At 65.5% G+C, this 17100-nt stretch carries 15 protein-coding genes; 9 read left to right on the top strand and 6 right to left on the bottom strand.

From position 1 onward, the window contains the following. Positions 1-129 precede the first annotated feature (129 nt). Together dsbD and ppa are read right to left on the bottom strand one after the other, a co-directional pair. Positions 130-1974, bottom strand: a complete 1845-nt coding sequence (gene dsbD / locus HNO53_RS13555) for a protein-disulfide reductase DsbD (protein WP_209472906.1) — start codon at positions 1972-1974, stop codon at positions 130-132. Positions 1975-2191: 217 nt separating this feature from the next. Next, a complete protein-coding gene (ppa, locus tag HNO53_RS13550; RefSeq protein ID WP_209472904.1) occupies positions 2192-2722 on the bottom strand; it encodes an inorganic diphosphatase in 531 nt (176 codons plus the stop codon). A gap of 216 nt (positions 2723-2938) precedes the next feature. Between ppa and HNO53_RS13545 the strand changes: the two genes are divergently transcribed. Next, a complete protein-coding gene (locus HNO53_RS13545; RefSeq protein ID WP_419975038.1) occupies positions 2939-4684 on the top strand; it encodes a bifunctional protein-serine/threonine kinase/phosphatase in 1746 nt (581 codons plus the stop codon). A gap of 63 nt (positions 4685-4747) precedes the next feature. Here the strand turns inward: HNO53_RS13545 and HNO53_RS13540 are convergent, their stop codons facing one another. After that, positions 4748-6007: a 6-phosphofructokinase gene (locus HNO53_RS13540; protein ID WP_209472900.1), complete on the bottom strand. Its 1260-nt coding sequence runs from the start codon at positions 6005-6007 to the stop codon at positions 4748-4750. 178 nt (positions 6008-6185) lie between these two features. On the opposite strand from HNO53_RS13540, the gene mpl reads away from it, so the two are divergent. From mpl to HNO53_RS13525, 3 genes are all read left to right on the top strand, one after another. Next, positions 6186-7565 (top strand): UDP-N-acetylmuramate:L-alanyl-gamma-D-glutamyl-meso-diaminopimelate ligase, encoded by a 1380-nt coding sequence (gene mpl / locus HNO53_RS13535; RefSeq protein ID WP_209472898.1) that lies wholly within the window; start codon positions 6186-6188, stop codon positions 7563-7565. Next, complete coding sequence (locus HNO53_RS13530) at positions 7558-8217, top strand: flavin prenyltransferase UbiX (RefSeq protein WP_242597424.1); 660 nt, start codon at positions 7558-7560, stop codon at positions 8215-8217. The genes mpl and HNO53_RS13530 overlap by 8 nt, the downstream gene beginning before the upstream one ends. Before the next feature lie 80 nt (positions 8218-8297). Beyond that, on the top strand, positions 8298-8921 hold the full coding sequence (locus tag HNO53_RS13525) for a LysE family translocator (protein ID WP_209472896.1): 624 nt from the start codon (positions 8298-8300) through the stop codon (positions 8919-8921). A 15-nt stretch (positions 8922-8936) separates the two neighbouring features. Here HNO53_RS13525 and HNO53_RS13520 read toward each other — a convergent pair whose 3' ends face one another. The 3 genes from HNO53_RS13520 to HNO53_RS13510 are packed head-to-tail and all read right to left on the bottom strand — an operon-like array spanning position 8937 to position 12165. Beyond that, entirely contained in the window at positions 8937-10334 is a 1398-nt protein-coding gene (locus HNO53_RS13520) for a bifunctional DedA family/phosphatase PAP2 family protein (protein ID WP_209472894.1), read from the bottom strand. Between the two features lie 36 nt (positions 10335-10370). Next, positions 10371-11303: a diguanylate cyclase domain-containing protein gene (locus HNO53_RS13515; RefSeq protein ID WP_209472892.1), complete on the bottom strand. Its 933-nt coding sequence runs from the start codon at positions 11301-11303 to the stop codon at positions 10371-10373. Further along, complete coding sequence (locus HNO53_RS13510) at positions 11296-12165, bottom strand: hypothetical protein (RefSeq protein ID WP_209472890.1); 870 nt, start codon at positions 12163-12165, stop codon at positions 11296-11298. The genes HNO53_RS13515 and HNO53_RS13510 overlap by 8 nt, the downstream gene beginning before the upstream one ends. 90 nt (positions 12166-12255) lie before the next feature. Here HNO53_RS13510 and HNO53_RS13505 point away from each other — a divergent pair, with 90 nt between their 5' ends. From HNO53_RS13505 to mrdA, 5 genes are all read left to right on the top strand, one after another. Then, positions 12256-13557: a glutamate-5-semialdehyde dehydrogenase gene (locus HNO53_RS13505; protein WP_209472887.1), complete on the top strand. Its 1302-nt coding sequence runs from the start codon at positions 12256-12258 to the stop codon at positions 13555-13557. A 47-nt stretch (positions 13558-13604) separates the two neighbouring features. Continuing rightward, positions 13605-14255 carry a nicotinate-nucleotide adenylyltransferase gene (nadD, locus tag HNO53_RS13500; RefSeq protein ID WP_209478643.1) on the top strand — a complete coding sequence of 217 codons (651 nt, stop codon included), beginning with the start codon at positions 13605-13607 and terminating at the stop codon, positions 14253-14255. A 66-nt stretch (positions 14256-14321) separates the two neighbouring features. Beyond that, entirely contained in the window at positions 14322-14684 is a 363-nt protein-coding gene (rsfS, locus tag HNO53_RS13495; RefSeq protein ID WP_209472885.1) for a ribosome silencing factor, read from the top strand. Further along, a complete protein-coding gene (rlmH, locus tag HNO53_RS13490; protein ID WP_209472883.1) occupies positions 14681-15148 on the top strand; it encodes a 23S rRNA (pseudouridine(1915)-N(3))-methyltransferase RlmH in 468 nt (155 codons plus the stop codon). Before rsfS ends, rlmH begins: the two co-directional genes overlap by 4 nt. Positions 15149-15190: 42 nt before the next feature. Beyond that, complete coding sequence (gene mrdA / locus HNO53_RS13485) at positions 15191-17098, top strand: penicillin-binding protein 2 (RefSeq protein ID WP_209472881.1); 1908 nt, start codon at positions 15191-15193, stop codon at positions 17096-17098. Positions 17099-17100: the final 2 nt, after the last annotated feature.

The raw sequence follows: 17100 nt of genomic DNA, 5'->3' as shown, positions 1-17100 counted from the left end.
ATGGCGAATATTGCCGGCTCTATCGGCCTTGATAAGCGTTGTTGGCGGAGTGTGCCTAAAATCGTCGGGGATGTCCAGCCGATCGGGAACGCTGTTCGCCCTGGTTGTCGCTTGCGCTCGGTGAGGTCGTTAGCCGCGCTGCTGCTCGAACCAGTCGAGTACCCCGTTGAGGTGGCTGGCGAGCTCGTCGGCCCCGACTTCCCCCTGGATGCGAGCTGCTCGGATCTCCTCTTCCCCGCTGAAGAATAGCAGGCTCGGTGGGCCGAACAGGCCGAAGTGATCGAGCAGTGCGCGGGTGGTGTCGTCGGTGCGGGTCACGTCGACATCGATGCGGGCGAATTGCGAGAGCGGCTCGGCGACTTGGGGGGCGGGGTAGACCTGGCGCTCCAGTTGCTTGCAGGAAATGCACCAGTCGGCAGTGAAGTGCACGAAAACCGGTTGGTCCTGTGCCGAGCGGTCTCGCAACGTGCCGCGCAGCGTTTCGAGATCTTCCACCGTGGTCACCTCGGTGCGCTCGATGCTGCGGGTCTCTGGGGTGGTAAGTCCTGCCAAGGGGCGCAATGGATCGCTGCCGCCCATGGCGGCACCGAATACCAGGGCAATGCCCCAGGCCAGTAGCATCAATCCAGCGGCCTGGCGCACACGGGGCCAGCCCTGGGCCAGGTTGAGCGAAAGCGCGCCTAGCGCCAGGGCGCTGCCGATGGCCAGCGCTGCCCACAGCAGCAGGCTGACGGAGGCGGGAAGCAGCCGCTCGACCAGCCATGTCGCCACGCCGAGCAGCAGGATGCCGAAGGCAACCTTGACGCCGTTCATCCACGCGCCGCTGCGCGGCAGGGCGGTGGCGCCGAAGGTGCCGACCAGCAGCAGCGGCACGCCCATGCCCAACCCCAGGGCCAGCAGGGCGGCACCGCCCATCAGCGCATCGCCGGTAGTGGAGATGAAGACCAGGGCGCCGGCCAGCGGCGCCGATACACAGGGCGAGACTACCAGAACCGACAGCGCGCCGGCGCCGGCGAGGCCCAGGGGGCCGCTGCGCTGGGCGCGTGCCTGCCAGGCGTCGACGCGGCCTGCCAGACGCGGTGTCAGACGCAGGTCGAAGGCGCCGAACATGGCCAGGGCGAAGACGACGAAGAGCAGGGCAAAGACGATCAGCACGGGGGCAGATTGCAAGTGTGCCTGCAAGTTGAGGCCGGCGCCGAACAGCCCCATCAGCACCCCGACCAGGGCGTAGGTGAGCGACATGCCGCCAACGTAGCTGGCGGAGAGCACGAAGGCGCGTGGCCGGGTAGGCTTCTGGCCGACGATGATCGAGGAGAGGATCGGTACCATCGGCAGCACGCAGGGGGTGAAGGTCAGGCCCAGCCCGGCAAGGAAGAACAGGCCCAGGGCCAGTGGCAGGCTGGCCTCGCCGATCAGGCTGCTGAAGCGGCCATCCTGGCTCTGCAGGGCAGGCGGCGCCGTGGCGGGCGTGGCTTCACCCGAGCCGCTGCCATCACGCCAGCCGGCGAAGGCCGCCGGCATGGCGCTGGCGGGGGCCTGGAGGTCGACGCGCTCGGGCGGATAGCAGAGCCCGGCATCGGCACAGCCCTGAAAGCTGACCGTAATGTTCAGGGGACCTTGCGCTTCGCCCTGCAGCGGTGCCTCGAAGACCACACGGTCGTAGAAGACATAGACGTCACCGAGGAATTCGTCGCTCTTGAACTCACCCTCCGGGATACGTGGTTCGCCGACCATGAGTGCCTCATCGCTGCTCTCGACGCCGAGCCGGTGTCGATAGAGGTAGTAACCCTCGGCGTTCTCGAAACCGATGTAGAGGGTTTCACCGTCATGCCAGGCGCTGGGCTGGAAGGCCTCCATGACCGGCAGGAAGTCGCTCTGACCACCGGAAGAGGAGGAGAACCATTGGGCCTGGGCGGCCAGCGGCAACCACAGCAGCAAGCAGCAGAGCAGGCGTGTGAGAGGGCGACTAGTCAATGCAGGGGTGTCCTCTGGCAAACGGAAGCAGTCGATGATCAGGACTATCTGAACTCGTTTTGGATTGACTCAAGAGCGAAACGCCGAGTTCCAGAATACCTCAGTCGACGCTAGCGTTAGAACCATACGGGTGCGCCCTGGTGTCGCAGAAAACGGATGTCGCACGAAAACGAACGGGCCGCCCCGAGGGGCGGCCCGTTCGACGAAGGGGTTCGGCTTAAGCCTTCTCGTAGGCGGCCACGGACTTTTCGATGGCCTTGCGGGCGGCTTCCGCACCCTCCCAGGATTCCACCTTCACCCACTTGCCCTTTTCGAGATCCTTGTAGTTCTCGAAGAAGTGAGCGATCTGCTGGCGCAGCAGTTCGGGCAGGTCGGTGACTTCCTGAACGTCGTCGTAGAGCGTGGTCAGCTTGGCGTGGGGCACGCATACCAGCTTGGCGTCCTCACCGGCCTCGTCGGTCATGTTGAGGATGCCGACCGGGCGGGCGCGGATGATGCTACCGGGCTGCACCGGATAGGGGGTGACCACCAGGGCGTCGAGCGGGTCGCCGTCGTCGGCCAGGGTATGGGGAATGAAGCCATAGTTGGCCGGATAGAACATGGGGGTGGCCATGAAGCGGTCAACCAGAAGTGCGCCCATCTCCTTGTCGATCTCGTACTTGATCGGAGCGTGGTTGGCAGGGATCTCGATGGCGACGTAGATGTCGTTGGGGAGGTCCTTGCCGGCGGGAATGTGGTCGAAGTTCATCGTCGCTTCCTTCGTTGGGCGAAAAGTGAGGACACCGCAAAATGCGCCAAATTATACGGACCAGGGCCGGGGATTACCAATGCGACATAGGTGACGAAGGGACAGGGCTGGCTTGGGCTTTGGTTGACAGGTTGAAATCGCTGCAACCGTGTATGATGGCCGTCGTCAGGCGGTTCGGCCAGCCATGCGGAGCGAGCGGTGATCAGCGGCGATATCATGAAGGAGCGTGTCTTGCCATCCAATCGACTGTCGTTGAGCGTCGGGCAGGCATTCGTGGCGCCGGATCGGCGGCACCATCGTAGCTCCATGTCGGTGCGCATCCCCAGTCAGGTTGCTCAGGCTGCCGCCAAGGGGGCCTGCGCGGTAATCAGCGATACCAGCCTGCGCAATGCCATCGCCAAGCAGGCTGGCGACCTCAGCGTGAGGGGATTCCTGGCCGACTACTTCTCCACGCCGGACCATTGGGACGTGAAGACCTCTGCGACTCGCGTGCTGCGGGCACTCAACGGCTGGTGCTATAGCCAGAGCACCTTCGTCGAGGGCGGCAGTTACGTCGCCTCCCTTTCCGCCATGGTCTACCGTGGGCGCGATGCGCACTTGTTCCACATGGGTGATACCCTCGTCTTTCGTCTGCGCGGTGCCGAGTTCGAGCAGCTCAGTCGCGATCACGTGACCGACCTGGGCGGCTATCGCTATCCGTCGCGCGCCCTGGGGTTGGATGGCAGCATCGACATCGATTACATGCAGCTGCCGCTCAAGCAGGGCGATATCTTCCTTTTCACCACTCAGGCGGTGCGCGGCACCCTGATGCCGACCGACTACGTGGGCCTGATTCGCGAGGATGCCAGCGATCTCGACGCGGCCTGTGAGCGCCTGGCCGAGGCGGCTAGGGAGCGGGCCCAGGAGCGGGGCTACGGGGCCGACCAGTTCTGCTTCCAACTGGTTCGCATCGACCAGCTGCCCGAGGTGGAGCAGGACCACCCCAGCCGCATCTATGGCGACCTGCCAATTCCACCCGAGCTCTCCCCGGGTGAGCGCATCGACGGTCTCGAGATCCAGGAGGTGCTGTCGCGCACCGCGCAGTCGCGGGTCTACCGGGTACGCGATAGCCGCACCGAGCGCGAGATGGTGATGAAGGCGCCGAGCCCCGAACTCTCCAACCGCAATGCCTACCTGGAGCACTTCCTGTTGCAGCAGTGGGTGGTCGAGCGGGTCAAGTCGCCGTTCGTGGCCCGGGTGATGGAGTCCTCCCGCCCACGCCGCTACCTTTACTACCTGATGGCCTACGTGGAAGGCATGACGCTGACCGAGTGGGCGCAGCGCCACCCTCAGGCCAGTTTGGCCCAGCGCCTCGATATCGCAAAGCAGCTGGGCAAGGCGGTGCAGGCCCTCCATCATCGTGAGGTTCTTCACCAGCGCATTCACCCCGACAACATCCTGATCGATGCGCATGGCCAAGTGGTGTTGACAGACTTCAGTGCTTGCCACATGCGTGACCTGGATGGCCACCGGCGCTCGCGCGAGCTGGCTCGCCAGATCGGCCTCTCGGAGCACAGTGCGCCCGAGTATGCGCTCGACGACAGCGTCGGGCGGCGCAGCGACCAGTACTCGCTGGCCTCGACGATCTATTGGCTGCTGACCGGCGCACTGCCCTATGAACTGAGCCCGGATCGGCTGCGAAGCCATACTGACCTCGAGCAACTCAGCTATCGCAGTGCCAGGCTGTACAATCCCGAGATCACGCCGCAGCTCGACGATACTCTGCGTCGGGCGTTGGATCCTCAGCGCTCGCTACGTTTCCGGCGCATGACCGAACTGCTCTATGCCCTGCGTCACCCGGACGGAAAAGTCAGCTCGAGGCATCGCGACCCGCGCCGCTTCCTGCGCGAGCCGGCCAACTTCTGGCAGGGCGTGGCCGGTATCCTGCTGCTGTTGCTGGTGCTCTCCTGGCTGCTGCGCTGAGGTGACCGCTGAAACGGAGAAGCCCCCGCCGTGGCGAGGGCTTCGTCGCAAGGTGCCTGCGGTTCAGAGCTTGAATTCGGGCAGCTTGCGCTCGACCTTGGCCAGCTTGAGATTCGCTACCTTGGGCAGACCGTTCTCGTAGGGGGGGTAGTCTTCGCCCTGGATCAGCGGCGACAGGTAGCTGCGGCAGGCGTCGGTGATACCGAAGCCATCTTCGCGGATGTACTCGCGCGGCATGAATTTCTCGCGGTTGGCCACTTCGGCCAGGGGGGCGGACTCGATGCGCCATTCGTAGGGCGTGTCGCTGACCCGCTTGATGGCCGGCATCATGGCGTTCTTGCCGGCCACGGCCAGTTCCACCGCCTGCTGGCCCACGGCATAGGCCTGCTCCACGTCCGTGCGTGAGGCCAGGTGGCGGGCCGCGCGCTGCAGATAGTCGGCCACCGCCCAGTGGTACTTGTAGCCGAGGTCCTGCTTGACCATGCCGGCAAGCGTCGGTGCCACGCCACCCAACTGGCGATGGCCGAAGGCGTCGGTGTTGCCCGAGTCGGCGAGGAAGGTACCGTCCTCGTAGCGCGCCCCCTCGGAGACCACGATGACGCAGTAACCGTACTTCTGCACGCACTCCTCGACGCGGGCCATCACCTTGCTGCGTTCGAAAGGTACTTCGGGGAAGATCACCAGGTGGGGAGGCTCGCCTTCGCCCTCCCCGGCTAGCGCCCCGGCCGCGGCGATCCAGCCGGCATGGCGGCCCATCACCTCGAGTACGAACACCTTGGTCGAGGTGGCGCACATGGAGGCGATGTCCAGCGAGGCTTCCAGAGTAGAGGTGGCGATGTACTTGGCCACGCTGCCGAAGCCCGGTGAGTTGTCGGTGATCGGCAGGTCGTTGTCGACGGTCTTGGGTACGTGGATGGCGGTCAGCGGGTAGCCCATCTTCTCGGAGAGCTGCGATACCTTGAGGCAGGTATCGGCGCTGTCTCCACCGCCGTTATAGAAGAAGTAGCGGATGTCGTGGGCCTTGAAGACCTCGATCAGGCGCTCGTACTGGGCGCGGTGGCTCTCGATGTCCTTGAGCTTGTAGCGGCAGGAGCCGAAGGCGCCGCCGGGGGTATGACGCAGGGCGGCGATCGCCTCGTCCGACTCCTGGCTGACGTCGATCAGATCCTCGGTCAGAGCACCGATGATGCCGTTGTGTCCGGCATAGACCTTGCCGATATGATCGGCGTGTTGGCGGCAGGCTTCGATCACGCCGCAGGCGCTGGCGTTGATCACGGCGGTGACACCGCCAGACTGGGCATAGAAGGCGTTATGCTGGGCCATGGGGCTGATGGGCTCCTGGGAAATGTCCATTTTCATGCTTCACGACAAGGCGTGACATTTTAGCCGAAAGGCGGCGAACCTGCACGCCGCTGGAGGGCCCTGCCAGGCCGTGCTAGTCTGCCGATTCTTTCCGGCGGACGCTGTCCGCTTGCGCTACCTGGTGAAAAGGTCGGACGTCATGCACCTGCATATTCTCGGTATTTGCGGCACCTTCATGGGTAGCCTGGCCCTGCTGGCGCGCGACCTGGGGCATACCGTTACCGGCTCGGACAGCGGCGTCTATCCGCCGATGAGTACCCAGCTCGAGGAGGCCGGTATCGGCCTGCATGAAGGCTACGCCGCCGCCAACCTGTCGCCGCGGCCCGACCTGGTCGTGGTCGGCAATGCCATGACGAGAGGCAATCCGGAAGTCGAGGCACTGCTCGACCTTGGCCTGCCCTATACCTCCGGGCCGCAGTGGCTGGCCGAGCACGTGTTGCCCGGGCGCCGGGTCATTGCGGTGGCCGGCACTCACGGCAAGACCACCACGGCGAGCCTGACCGCCTGGCTGCTGGAGTCGGCCGGGCTCGAGCCGGGTTTTCTGATTGGCGGCGTGCCGCGCAATTTCGGCGTATCGGCACGACTCGGCGCTGCGGGGGGGCCCTTCGTGGTCGAGGCAGACGAATACGACACCGCCTTTTTCGACAAGCGTTCGAAGTTCGTTCACTACCGCCCCGAGGTCGCGATTCTCGGCAACCTCGAGTTCGACCACGCCGATATCTTTCCCGATCTGGCGGCCATCGAACGCCAGTTTCACCATCTCGTACGTACCGTGCCGGGTCGCGGTCGACTGCTGGTGGCCGATGGCGAGCCGGCACTCGACCGTGTGCTGGGCATGGGCTGCTGGACGCCGGTGGAGCGCTTCGGCATCGATGCCAAGAGCCCCTGGCGGCTGGTCCTCGAGCGCGACGATGCTTCACGCTTCCGCGTGGTGCACCAGCAGGGGGAAGCCAATGAAGATGCGGTGGTCGACTGGACGCTGACCGGCACCCACAATGCCCTCAATGCCCTGGCCGCTCTGGCGGCGGCTCATGTCTTCGGCGTCGACCTGGCGCGGGGCTGTGCGGCACTATCACGCTTCGAGACACCGCGGCGACGCCAGGAGGTGCGCGGGGAGGTGGCCGGTATCCAGGTCATCGACGATTTCGCCCATCATCCCACGGCTTTCGCCGCCACCCTCGAGGGGTTGCGTGCCGCCACACCGCGCGGGCGCCTGCTGGCGGTGATCGAACCACGTTCCAACACCATGCGACTGGGCACCATGCGTGATCGCCTGACGGCGAGTGTCGCCGCCGCCGACCTGGCGTTCTGGTACCAGCCGCCGGGCCTCGATTGGTCGCTGGCTCCGGTAGTCGAGGCGAGTCCGGTGCCGGCGCGGCTCGAGGAGGACATCGACGCGCTGGTGACGGCCCTGGTGGCCGAGGCGCGCCCGCTCGACCGCATCGTGGTGATGTCCAACGGCGGCTTCGGCGGCATCCACGAGAAGCTGCTCGCGGCACTCGAGGTGGCGCATGGCTGAGGCAGGTGCGAAGGACCAGGCCAGCTTCGGGCCGGCGGACAAGGCGACCTTTCTCCCGCCTGTCACCGTGGCGATCACGGGTGCCTCCGGTGCCCAGTATGGGCTGCGTCTGGTCGAGGCACTGGTGGTGGCCGGCCACGAGGTTTGGGTGATGATTTCCAAGCCGGCCCATCTGGTGATCGAGACCGAAACCGATGCCAGCCTGCCGGCTCGACCCGAGCGGCTGGTGCGGGCGCTCAGCGAGCGTAGCGGCGCGGCGTCAGGCCAGATTCGCTGCTTCGCACGTGAGGACTGGATGGCGCCGGTAGCCTCCGGTTCGGGGGCGCCCTCCGCCATGGTGATCTGCCCCTGCAGCACCGGCACGCTATCGGCGGTGGCGACAGGTGCCAGCAACAACCTGATCGAACGTGCAGCCGATGTGGCGCTCAAGGAGCGCCGCCGACTGATCCTGGTACCGCGGGAGACGCCGCTGTCGGCGATTCACCTCGAGCACATGCTGAACCTGACCCGCATGGGGGCGATCATCCTGCCGGCGGCGCCCGGTTTCTATCACAAGCCCCGGAAGGTGGAGGATCTCGTCGACTTCATCGTGGCCCGAATCCTCAACCAGCTCGGCATCGAGCATCGCTTGGTACCGCGTTGGGGAGAGTGAGAGCACCGGAGCTGACGGTGCCTGAGCGTCATCGAATCCTGACAGTCTGTGTGCAAGGACGAGACCAGAGAACCTTTCTCATGATCAAGCTATCGCTGCTGTCGGTCTTCGTGCCGACGTTTCTGTTCGTCTCCCTGACGCCGGGCATGTGCATGACCCTGTCGATGGTGCTGGGCATGACCCAGGGGGTGAAGCGCACGCTGTGGATGATGGCAGGCGAACTCGTCGGCGTGGGGCTGGTGGCGGCCGCTGCCGGTGCCGGGGTGGCAACGCTGATGTTGCGCCAGCCCGAGCTGTTCGCGCTGTTCAAATGGGTCGGCGGTGCCTATCTCGGCTACCTGGGCGTGATGATGTGGCGCTCCCGAGGGCGCATGGCGATTCCCCTCGAAAGCGTCGAGTTGCCTCCGGCATCGCGCGGCCAGCTGGCGCTGCAGGGGTTCATGACGGCCGTCGCCAACCCCAAGGGCTGGGCCTTTTTCGTCGCGTTGCTGCCGCCTTTCCTCGATGCGTCGCGTCCGCTGGGTGGGCAACTGGTCGTGTTGATCGGGGTTATCCTCATCATCGAGTTCCTGAGCCTGCTGTTGTACGCCGCGGGCGGGCGCGGTCTGCGCCGCGTGCTGGGCGAGAGCGGCAATGTCAGACTACTCAATCGCATCGCCGGCACGCTGATGGTGGGGGTGGGGATATGGCTGGCCTTCGGCTGAGGCGTATCGGTCACGTCAGACCGCTGGCAGCAGCGCCACCCGGGCGCTGAGCAGCACCAGCGAGGCCGCCGTCAGCCAGGGCCAGGGGCAGGGCGTGAGCGGGGCGTAGGGGCGGCGCTGCCAGGCCAGGCGAACCAGCGCGCAGACCACTAGCCCCAGCAGAGACCCACCGATCAGGTCGGTCAGCCAGTGGACCCCAATGACCAGGCGCGAAAGCGCCATGGGCAGGGTCAGGGCGATGGCCAGCCAGTAGGCCCAGAAGCGTCGCTGCGGTGGCAGCTCCTGGGCCACGAAGGCGGCGGCCAGTCCATACAGCACCACGGCGGAAGACGCGTGGGCGCTGGGGTAGGACAGTGAGCCGGTCAGGTAATCGGGCGTTTCCGGGCGTGGCCGGCCGATCAGTGCCTTGCCCAGGATGTTGAGCACGGCGATGCCGCCAAGACCGGCGGCCACATGGGCCAGGGCGGCCAAGTGGCGGCGAGCCAGCAGCCAGGCCCCCCACGGCAGGACCAAGGCCAGAATGCCGGCGATGTCCCCGACGCGCGCGAGCAACTGGCCCGCTTCGGGCAGCATGGGAACGATCAGGTTGTCGAAAAAGGCGTACACCTGAAGGTCGATGGGGAAGGGGCCGCGCTGACGGATGACGGCAATGGTCAGCCCTGAAAGCCCGCCGAGCGAGAAGATCAGCAGCAACCAGCTGGCCAGTGGGATCTCGCCGTGCCAGCTTCCCTTCAGCCAGGTCCGGCGCAGTAGCGGGTGGCGTCGGGCACCAAGCGCCAGTGCCCGGTAGGCGCGACCGGAGCGGCTCACCTGATGGCGTAGCCACGAGAAGGCCAGCGTCAGCACCACCAGGATGATGGCCAGTGTTATCAGCAGTGCCTCCAGTCCTTCGGGGACGTCCAGCAGTTGCTGCCAGGTCTGGCCAAGCAGGTACCCCGGCAGGACATAGGCTGGCGCCCAGAGTGCCGCCGATGCCAGGTTGGCCCAGACGAAAGCACGGGGCGACATATGCAGCATTCCCGCGATCAACGGTATCACCGGGCGCACCGGGCCGACGAAGCGGCCGAAGAAGACCGACAGGCTGCCATAGCGCTGGAAGAAGCGTGCGCCGCGAGCCAGCCACTCCGGGTGGCGCGACAACGGCCACAGTCGGGTGACACGCTCACGCTGGGTATAGCCGAGAACGAAGCTGAGCCCATCACCCAGCACGGCCCCGCAAAATGCCGCCAGCAGCAGTGACGTCAGGGCCATGTCCTGATGCCCGGCCAACGAGGCGGCTGCCGTGATCAGCACCACGCCGGGCAGCAGCAGGCCCACCAGGGCCAGCGACTCGAGCAGCGCAATGGCGGCCACGGCAAACAGCAAGAGTTGGGGGGATGGGGCGAGTTGCAGCAGGGCGTCGGTCAGGCTCAAGCATCGGCTCCTTGTGACGGGTTTCAGTGAATCCCTTCAATGGCTGCTGAGGTGGCGGGTCAAGGACTGCAGGCGCTGTTCGAAGCGTGGCCAGCTCTCCCCTGGGAGACGCTGGCAGTGGGCAATCTTTACCTGCAGCGGCCCGGTATCCACCAGGACCGTGGCTTCCAATGCCTGTCCGATGCGCTGCTGCACCATCTGGACACCGCTCTGGCTGGTATCGGGCAGTACTAGCCAGAAGGTCGAGGCGCTCTGCCGGCCCAGGAAGTCGTGGCGCCGTGAGAAGCGGTTGACGGCCAGGCAGAGTGCGTCGAGCAGGGCCTGGCGTGCCCGGTTGCCGAATTGCTCGCTGGCCATCTCCAGCTGAGGCAGGTGAAGTGCCAGCACGGCAAAGGGCTGGCCGAGGAACTGGGTGCGCTTGTATTCACTCGCCAAGAGCTCATGCATGGCGTCGCGCGCCAGCGCGTTGCAGTGAGGATCGCGAGGGTTAGTGGCGTCCAGCAGCGCCTGCTGGCGGCGCTGTTCCCAGGGAACCAGCGCCGCCACCAGCGCCATGGCGACATAGCTCAGCGTCAGGTGCGCGTCCAGCTGCGTATTGCTGAGCAGCAGCCAGACCGGTGCCAGCAGCAAGTTGAGCAGCATGGCAGAGGCGAGGGGCAGCAAGAGCACAGTGAGCAGGGGGGCAAAGCCTAGCCACATGATGCCTGCCTCGTCCAGCCATGGTAGCTCCAGGGCCAGCATCAGATAGCCGGTGATGAGTGCCAGGTACGCCGACAGGCGAGCCTGGTTGGCACTGGCGATGCACATGAGGCAAGCCACCAGCATGACCAGGGCGAGAGACGCCGGCAGCAGGATACGATTGTAGTCACCCATCAGATAGCGCCAGATTGCATAGCCGCCCAGCAAGAGCGTGGCGATGGCATAGGCCGCAATGATGCGGCTCATGTGCAGGCGGTTGTCGTCATCCATGGACGCTCTCCGTCTCGACCTGAAATTCCTCGCGCTGGCGCTCGAAACGCTGCACCGCCTCTTCGAGCGTTCCCAACTCGTTTAGCGCGGCGAAGCGTACCTTGGCGCTGGGTCGCAGCCCCTTGAGTAGCGTATGGCGTCTTTCGCTGGCCTGCTTGTCGTCGCGGCTGAGCAGCAGCGTGGCCAGAGTGCGGTGGTCGAGGCGGTAACAGTTCTCGAACTCGTGGGTCAGCCGGCAAAGGTCCTGTGCAATAGGCCAGAGTTGGTGGCGCGATGTGCGCAGCAGCATCAGTTCGGCGTGTACTCCTTCGCGCCGGCAGCGCGCACGTTCGCGTCGCAGGTCGGCGGAAAGCTGATGGCCGCTCCACAACGGAAGTCCCGGCACCAGACGCATTCGTTGCCGCGCGGTGGCGCGGGTTGGCAACAAGTGGCGATTGCGTGCCAGGCCGAGCAGCATCAATGGCAGCAAGACCAGGCCGGAGAACAACGTCTGCTCGATCCCCAACATGTCCGCCAGCAGCCACCAAGTCAGTACCGCCAACAGGCAGGTAAGGGCAAGCACCCAGCCGGGCTGCGGGAGCATCAGCAGGGCGGGCCAGACCCATAGCCACAAGGCATGACGCTCCGGGTCGGCCAGCAGCAGGCCGGCAAGGAGCAGGCCGGGCAACAATTGCCAGGGTACGGTGGCGGGTCGCCGATGGCTCATCTCGAGCAGGCTGGCCGTGACCATCAGCCAGACGCTGGCCAGCACCAGCAGCAAGGTACTGGACAGCCGTTCCGACAGGTACGCCAGCAGGATCAGGAGTGACGCCGCGGCCCAGAGGTTGAGGCGCATCAGGCCGACTTTGTACTTGCTCTGCATGGTGCCTTACTATGGAGTTCATCGTGTTGTCGCGCCAGTATAACGCTCGTAGCGCCGTGTGGCGCTCTGCCCAGGAGAACTTCGTTCAGCATGTCCGCTCACGCCTCCCAATCCGAATGCATCGAAACCGAGGTGGTCGATGTCGTTGCCTACATGACCCGTCTTGGCGAGGCGGCGCGCAGCGCAGCCAGCCAGATGCGCCGTGCCGTCACGGGCGACAAGAACCGTGCCCTGCTGGCGATGGCTGAGCAGCTCCAGCGCCGCCGTAGTGACATCCTGGATGCCAACGCCGCCGACCTTGCACGTGGCCAAGCCAACGGTCTGGAGCCGGCATTGCTCGACCGCCTGGCACTGTCCGATGCACGAATCGACGCTATGGTGGAGGGGCTAGAGCAGGTGGCGGCGCTGCCCGATCCCGTCGGCGAGGTCGACGGGCTGCGTTTTCGCCCCAGTGGCATCCAGGTGGGCCAGATGCGTGTGCCCCTCGGCGTGATCGGCATCATTTACGAGTCACGACCCAACGTGACCTTGGAGGCGGCCAGCCTGTGCTTGAAGTCGGGCAACGCCAGCATCCTGCGCGGTGGTTCCGAGGCGCGCGACTCCAACGCGGCGATTGCTGCCTGCATCCGCGAGGGGCTGCGCGAGGCCGGACTGCCGGAGAGCGCCGTGCAGGTCGTGGCAACGACCGATCGTGCCGCGGTAGGGCAGCTGATCGCCATGCCCGAGTACGTCGACGTCATCATACCGCGTGGTGGCAAGTCATTGATCGAGCGCATCTCGCGCGAGGCGCGAGTGCCAGTGATCAAGCATCTGGACGGCATCTGCCACGTCTATGTCGATGCCACGGCTGACCGTGAGAAGGCGCTGGCGATCGCCGTCAATGCCAAGACCCATCGCTACGGCACCTGCAATACCATGGAGACGCTGCTCATCGATGCGCCGGTTGCCGAGGGGTTGCTGCCGCCGTTGGCCGAGGCCTACGCCGAGCACGGCGTCGAGCTGCGTGGCTGTGAGCGTGCCCGGGCCATTCTCACCGACATCGCCGCCGCGACCGAGGAGGACTGGGCGACGGAATACCTGGCGCCCGTCCTGGCGATTCGCGTGGTCGACGGCATCGATGCCGCCATCGCGCACATCGAGCGCTATGGCTCGCACCACACCGATGCCATCGTCACGGAGGACTACGGCTTGGCGCGCCGCTTCATGGCCGAGGTCGATTCCAGCTCGGTGATGGTCAACGCTTCGACCCGTTTTGCCGACGGTTTCGAATATGGCTTGGGCGCCGAAATCGGCATTTCCACTGACAAGCTGCATGCCCGGGGGCCGGTCGGGCTCGAGGGGCTGACCACCCGCAAGTACGTGGTGCTGGGCGACGGTCAGGTTCGGCGGTGACTTCGCATCAGACCAGTACGCTACCGGCCCGGCGTGCCGCGCTCCCGATGGAGCCGCCACGCGTGGCCATGCTCGGCGGAACCTTCGATCCCGTTCACCTGGGTCACCTGCGCAGCGCCGTGGAGCTGCTCGAGGCCCTGCGGCTGGATCGGGTTCATATGGTGCCGGCCAAGGTGCCGCCCCTGCGTGGTACGCCGCAGGTCACGCCGGAGGAGCGCCTGGCGCTGCTGCGGCTGGGTATCGGCGATACGCCGGGGCTGGTTGCCGATCCCCGTGAGCTCGAGCGCGACGGTCCCTCCTACAGTGCCGATACGCTGGCCAGCCTGCGCGAGGAGTACGGCCGCCAGGCGCGGCTCGTCATGGCGCTGGGTCATGATGCCTTCCTGCGTCTGGCCGACTGGCACTCGCCACAGCGCCTTTTCCAGCTCGCCCACTTGGTGGTGATCGATCGACCCGGCAGCGACGCTCCGTTACCGTCCGCCTTGGCCAAACTGGTCGAGGGTCGAGAGGTTGCCGGCCCCGAAGCCTTGATGCGGTATCCTGCGGGTGGCCTGCTGCGCCTGGCGCTGCCCACGCGCATTGCGGTGTCGGCAACCGAGGTTCGCCGGCGTCTGGCGTCGGATCGGAGCGTGCGCTATCTGCTGCCCGAAGCCGTCGAGGCGAGAATACACGCCAACTTGCTTTATCGTTGTCGTTGAGCGCTGCCAGCGGCGACTCAAGACGATACAATGACGGCGACCAAGACTTCCCGTTGACGAGGGACTATGCAGAACGATTCGCTCAAGACATTGGTGGTAGAGGCGCTCGACGACCTCAAGGCCAAGGACGTTGCACAGCTGGACGTGTCCCGGCTGACGAGCGTGACCGACCTGATGATCGTGGCTAGCGGCACCTCCACGCGTCACGTCGCCGCCCTTGCCGATCATGTCGTCCAGCAGGCCAAGGCCAATGGTGTCCAGCCGCTGGGGGTAGAAGGGCAGGCCGGGTCTGACTGGGTCCTGGTTGACCTGGGCGACCTGGTCGTTCACGTCATGCTTCCCGAGACTCGTCAGCTATACGACCTGGAGCGGCTGTGGGCCGACCTGCCGAGCGACTCGGAACGACAGCAGGAACACGGTGAGGCATGAGAGTCCGCCTGCTGGCGGTCGGTACGCGCATGCCCGGCTGGGTCAATGAAGGGGTCGAGGAGTACCGTAAGCGCCTGCCCCGCGATTTTACCCTCGAGGTCGAGGAGATCCCTCCCGGGCAGCGTGGCAAGAATGCCGACACGGCCAGAGCCGTGGCAGTCGAGGCGAAGCGGATTCGCGAGCGGCTGCGCGGCGACGAACTCACGGTGGCGCTCGAGGTCGGCGGCAAGGCCTGGAGTACCGAGCGTCTGGCTCAGCAAGCCGAAGCCTGGCGCCTCGAGGGGCGCGACGTGGTACTGCTGGTCGGCGGGCCCGATGGGCTGGCGCCGGAACTCTCCGCGGCAGCCGACCAGCGCTGGTCGCTGTCGCCGCTGACCCTACCGCATCCGCTGGTCAGGATCGTACTGGCCGAACAGCTCTACCGCGCCTGGACCCTGATGGTTGGGCATCCCTACCACCGCTGAACGGCGGCTTTACGACAACCTGGAGTCGAGACGATTTTCGGCATGCGCGACCGCCGTGAGACCTTGAAGAATCCCGAGCAGGAGCTGCGCATCTTTCGCGTGCGCGCGTTTCTTGCCGTATTGACGATCCTGCTGTTGACCGGGCTGCTGGCGGGGCGGCTGGTATACCTGCAGGTGGTGCAGCACGAGGTCTACACGACCCGTTCCGAGAAAAATCGCGTGAGGGTGGAGCCGCTGCCACCGACGCGGGGATTGATATACGACCGTAACGGGGTGCTGCTGGCCGAGAACCGCCCCACTTACAACCTGACTTTGACGCGTGAACGTGTCGATGATCTCGATGTGACCCTGGATCGGCTCGAGGAGCTTCTGGAGCTGGCGCCGCAGGAGGCCGAAGGAGTTCGCCTGCGCGCGCGTCAGCCCCAGCGACCGTTCCAGCCGGCACTGCTGATGAGCGATCTCGACGAGGAGCAGATCGCCCGGTTGGCGGTCAACCGACACCGTCTCCCGGGGGTCGAGGTGGAAGCGCAACTGCTGCGCTACTACCCCGATGCTCATGTCATGGCACATGCTCTGGGCTATGTCGGGCGTATCAACGCCGAAGAGGTCAAGGAACTCGATTCCGGGCGCTATGCCGGGACTCACTTCATCGGCAAGACCGGGGTGGAGCGTTTCTACGAGGACGTGCTGCATGGCCAGGCCGGCCTGCGCCAAGTGGAGACCAACGCCCGTGGCCGGGTGCTGCGCGAGCTGGGTCGCACCGACCCCGTACCGGGGCAGAACCTGACGCTGACGCTGGACAAGGAGCTGCAGCTGCTGGCCTACGAGCTGCTCGATGGCCGCCGTGGCTCGATCGTTGCCATCGCGCCTCGAACCGGCGAAATCCTGGCCATGGTCTCGACGCCGGGATTCGACAGCAACCAGTTCGTCACGGGGATCGACTTCGACTCCTATCGTGCGCTTCAGGAGGACATCGACCTTCCGTTGTTCAATCGCGCCATTCGTGGCCAATACCCCCCTGGCTCCACCATCAAGCCGTTTCTGGCGCTGGCCGGGTTGGCCGAAGGGGTGATCACGCCCGAGAAGACCATCTACGACCCCGGGTACTACCAACTGCCCAACGATAGCCGCCGCTACCGCAACTGGTTGCGCTGGGGACATGGGCGCGTCGACATGGAGCGTGCCATTGCCGTTTCCAACAATACTTACTATTACTCGCTGGCGCACGACTTGGGAATCGATCGACTTCACGAGCAGATGAGTGCCTTCGGCTTCGGCCAGCGGGTTGCACACGACGTCTATGGCGAGAGCGGGGCGCTGATGCCCTCGCGCGACTGGAAGCGAGCGCGCTTCAATCAGCCCTGGTACCCCGGAGAGACCCTTTCGGTCGGTATCGGCCAAGGCTACTGGCAGGTCACGCCGCTGCAGCTGGCCACGGCCACGGCTGTGCTTGCCAACCGCGGTCAGTGGGTGAAGCCACGCCTGGCGAGGCGAATCGGCGAGCAGGAGGTGCCAACGCAGCTGCCCGAGACGCCCGACGACATCGTGATTCAGAACGAGGCCTGGTGGGATCGGATTTTTTCCGGAATGGAGAAGGTCCTGACCGGGCAAGAGGGAACGGCCAGACGCACCGGGGTGGATCTCGAGTACCGCATGGGCGGCAAGTCGGGCACCGCCCAGGTCTTCTCGCTGGGGCAGGATCAGCGCTACAACGCCGAAGAGCTTGCCGAGCGACTGCGCGACCATGCACTGTTCATGGCCTTTGCTCCGCTGGAGAACCCTGAGATTGCCGTCTCCGTGATCGTGGAAAACGCCGGCGGTGGGAGTACTCATGCCGCGCACCTGGCGCGAGCCATTACCGATGCCTGGTTGCTGGAGGAGGAGGCCCCCGACGTCGAAGAGGTGCGTGAGGTGATGGAGAATGACACCAGCAGCGTGGCGGGGAACTGAGC

This window comes from Billgrantia antri (assembly GCF_017868935.1).
GTDB lineage: Bacteria > Pseudomonadota > Gammaproteobacteria > Pseudomonadales > Halomonadaceae > Halomonas > Halomonas antri.
Note: the sequence above shows the minus strand (reverse complement) of the source record. Positions and strands in the feature narration are given on the sequence as shown.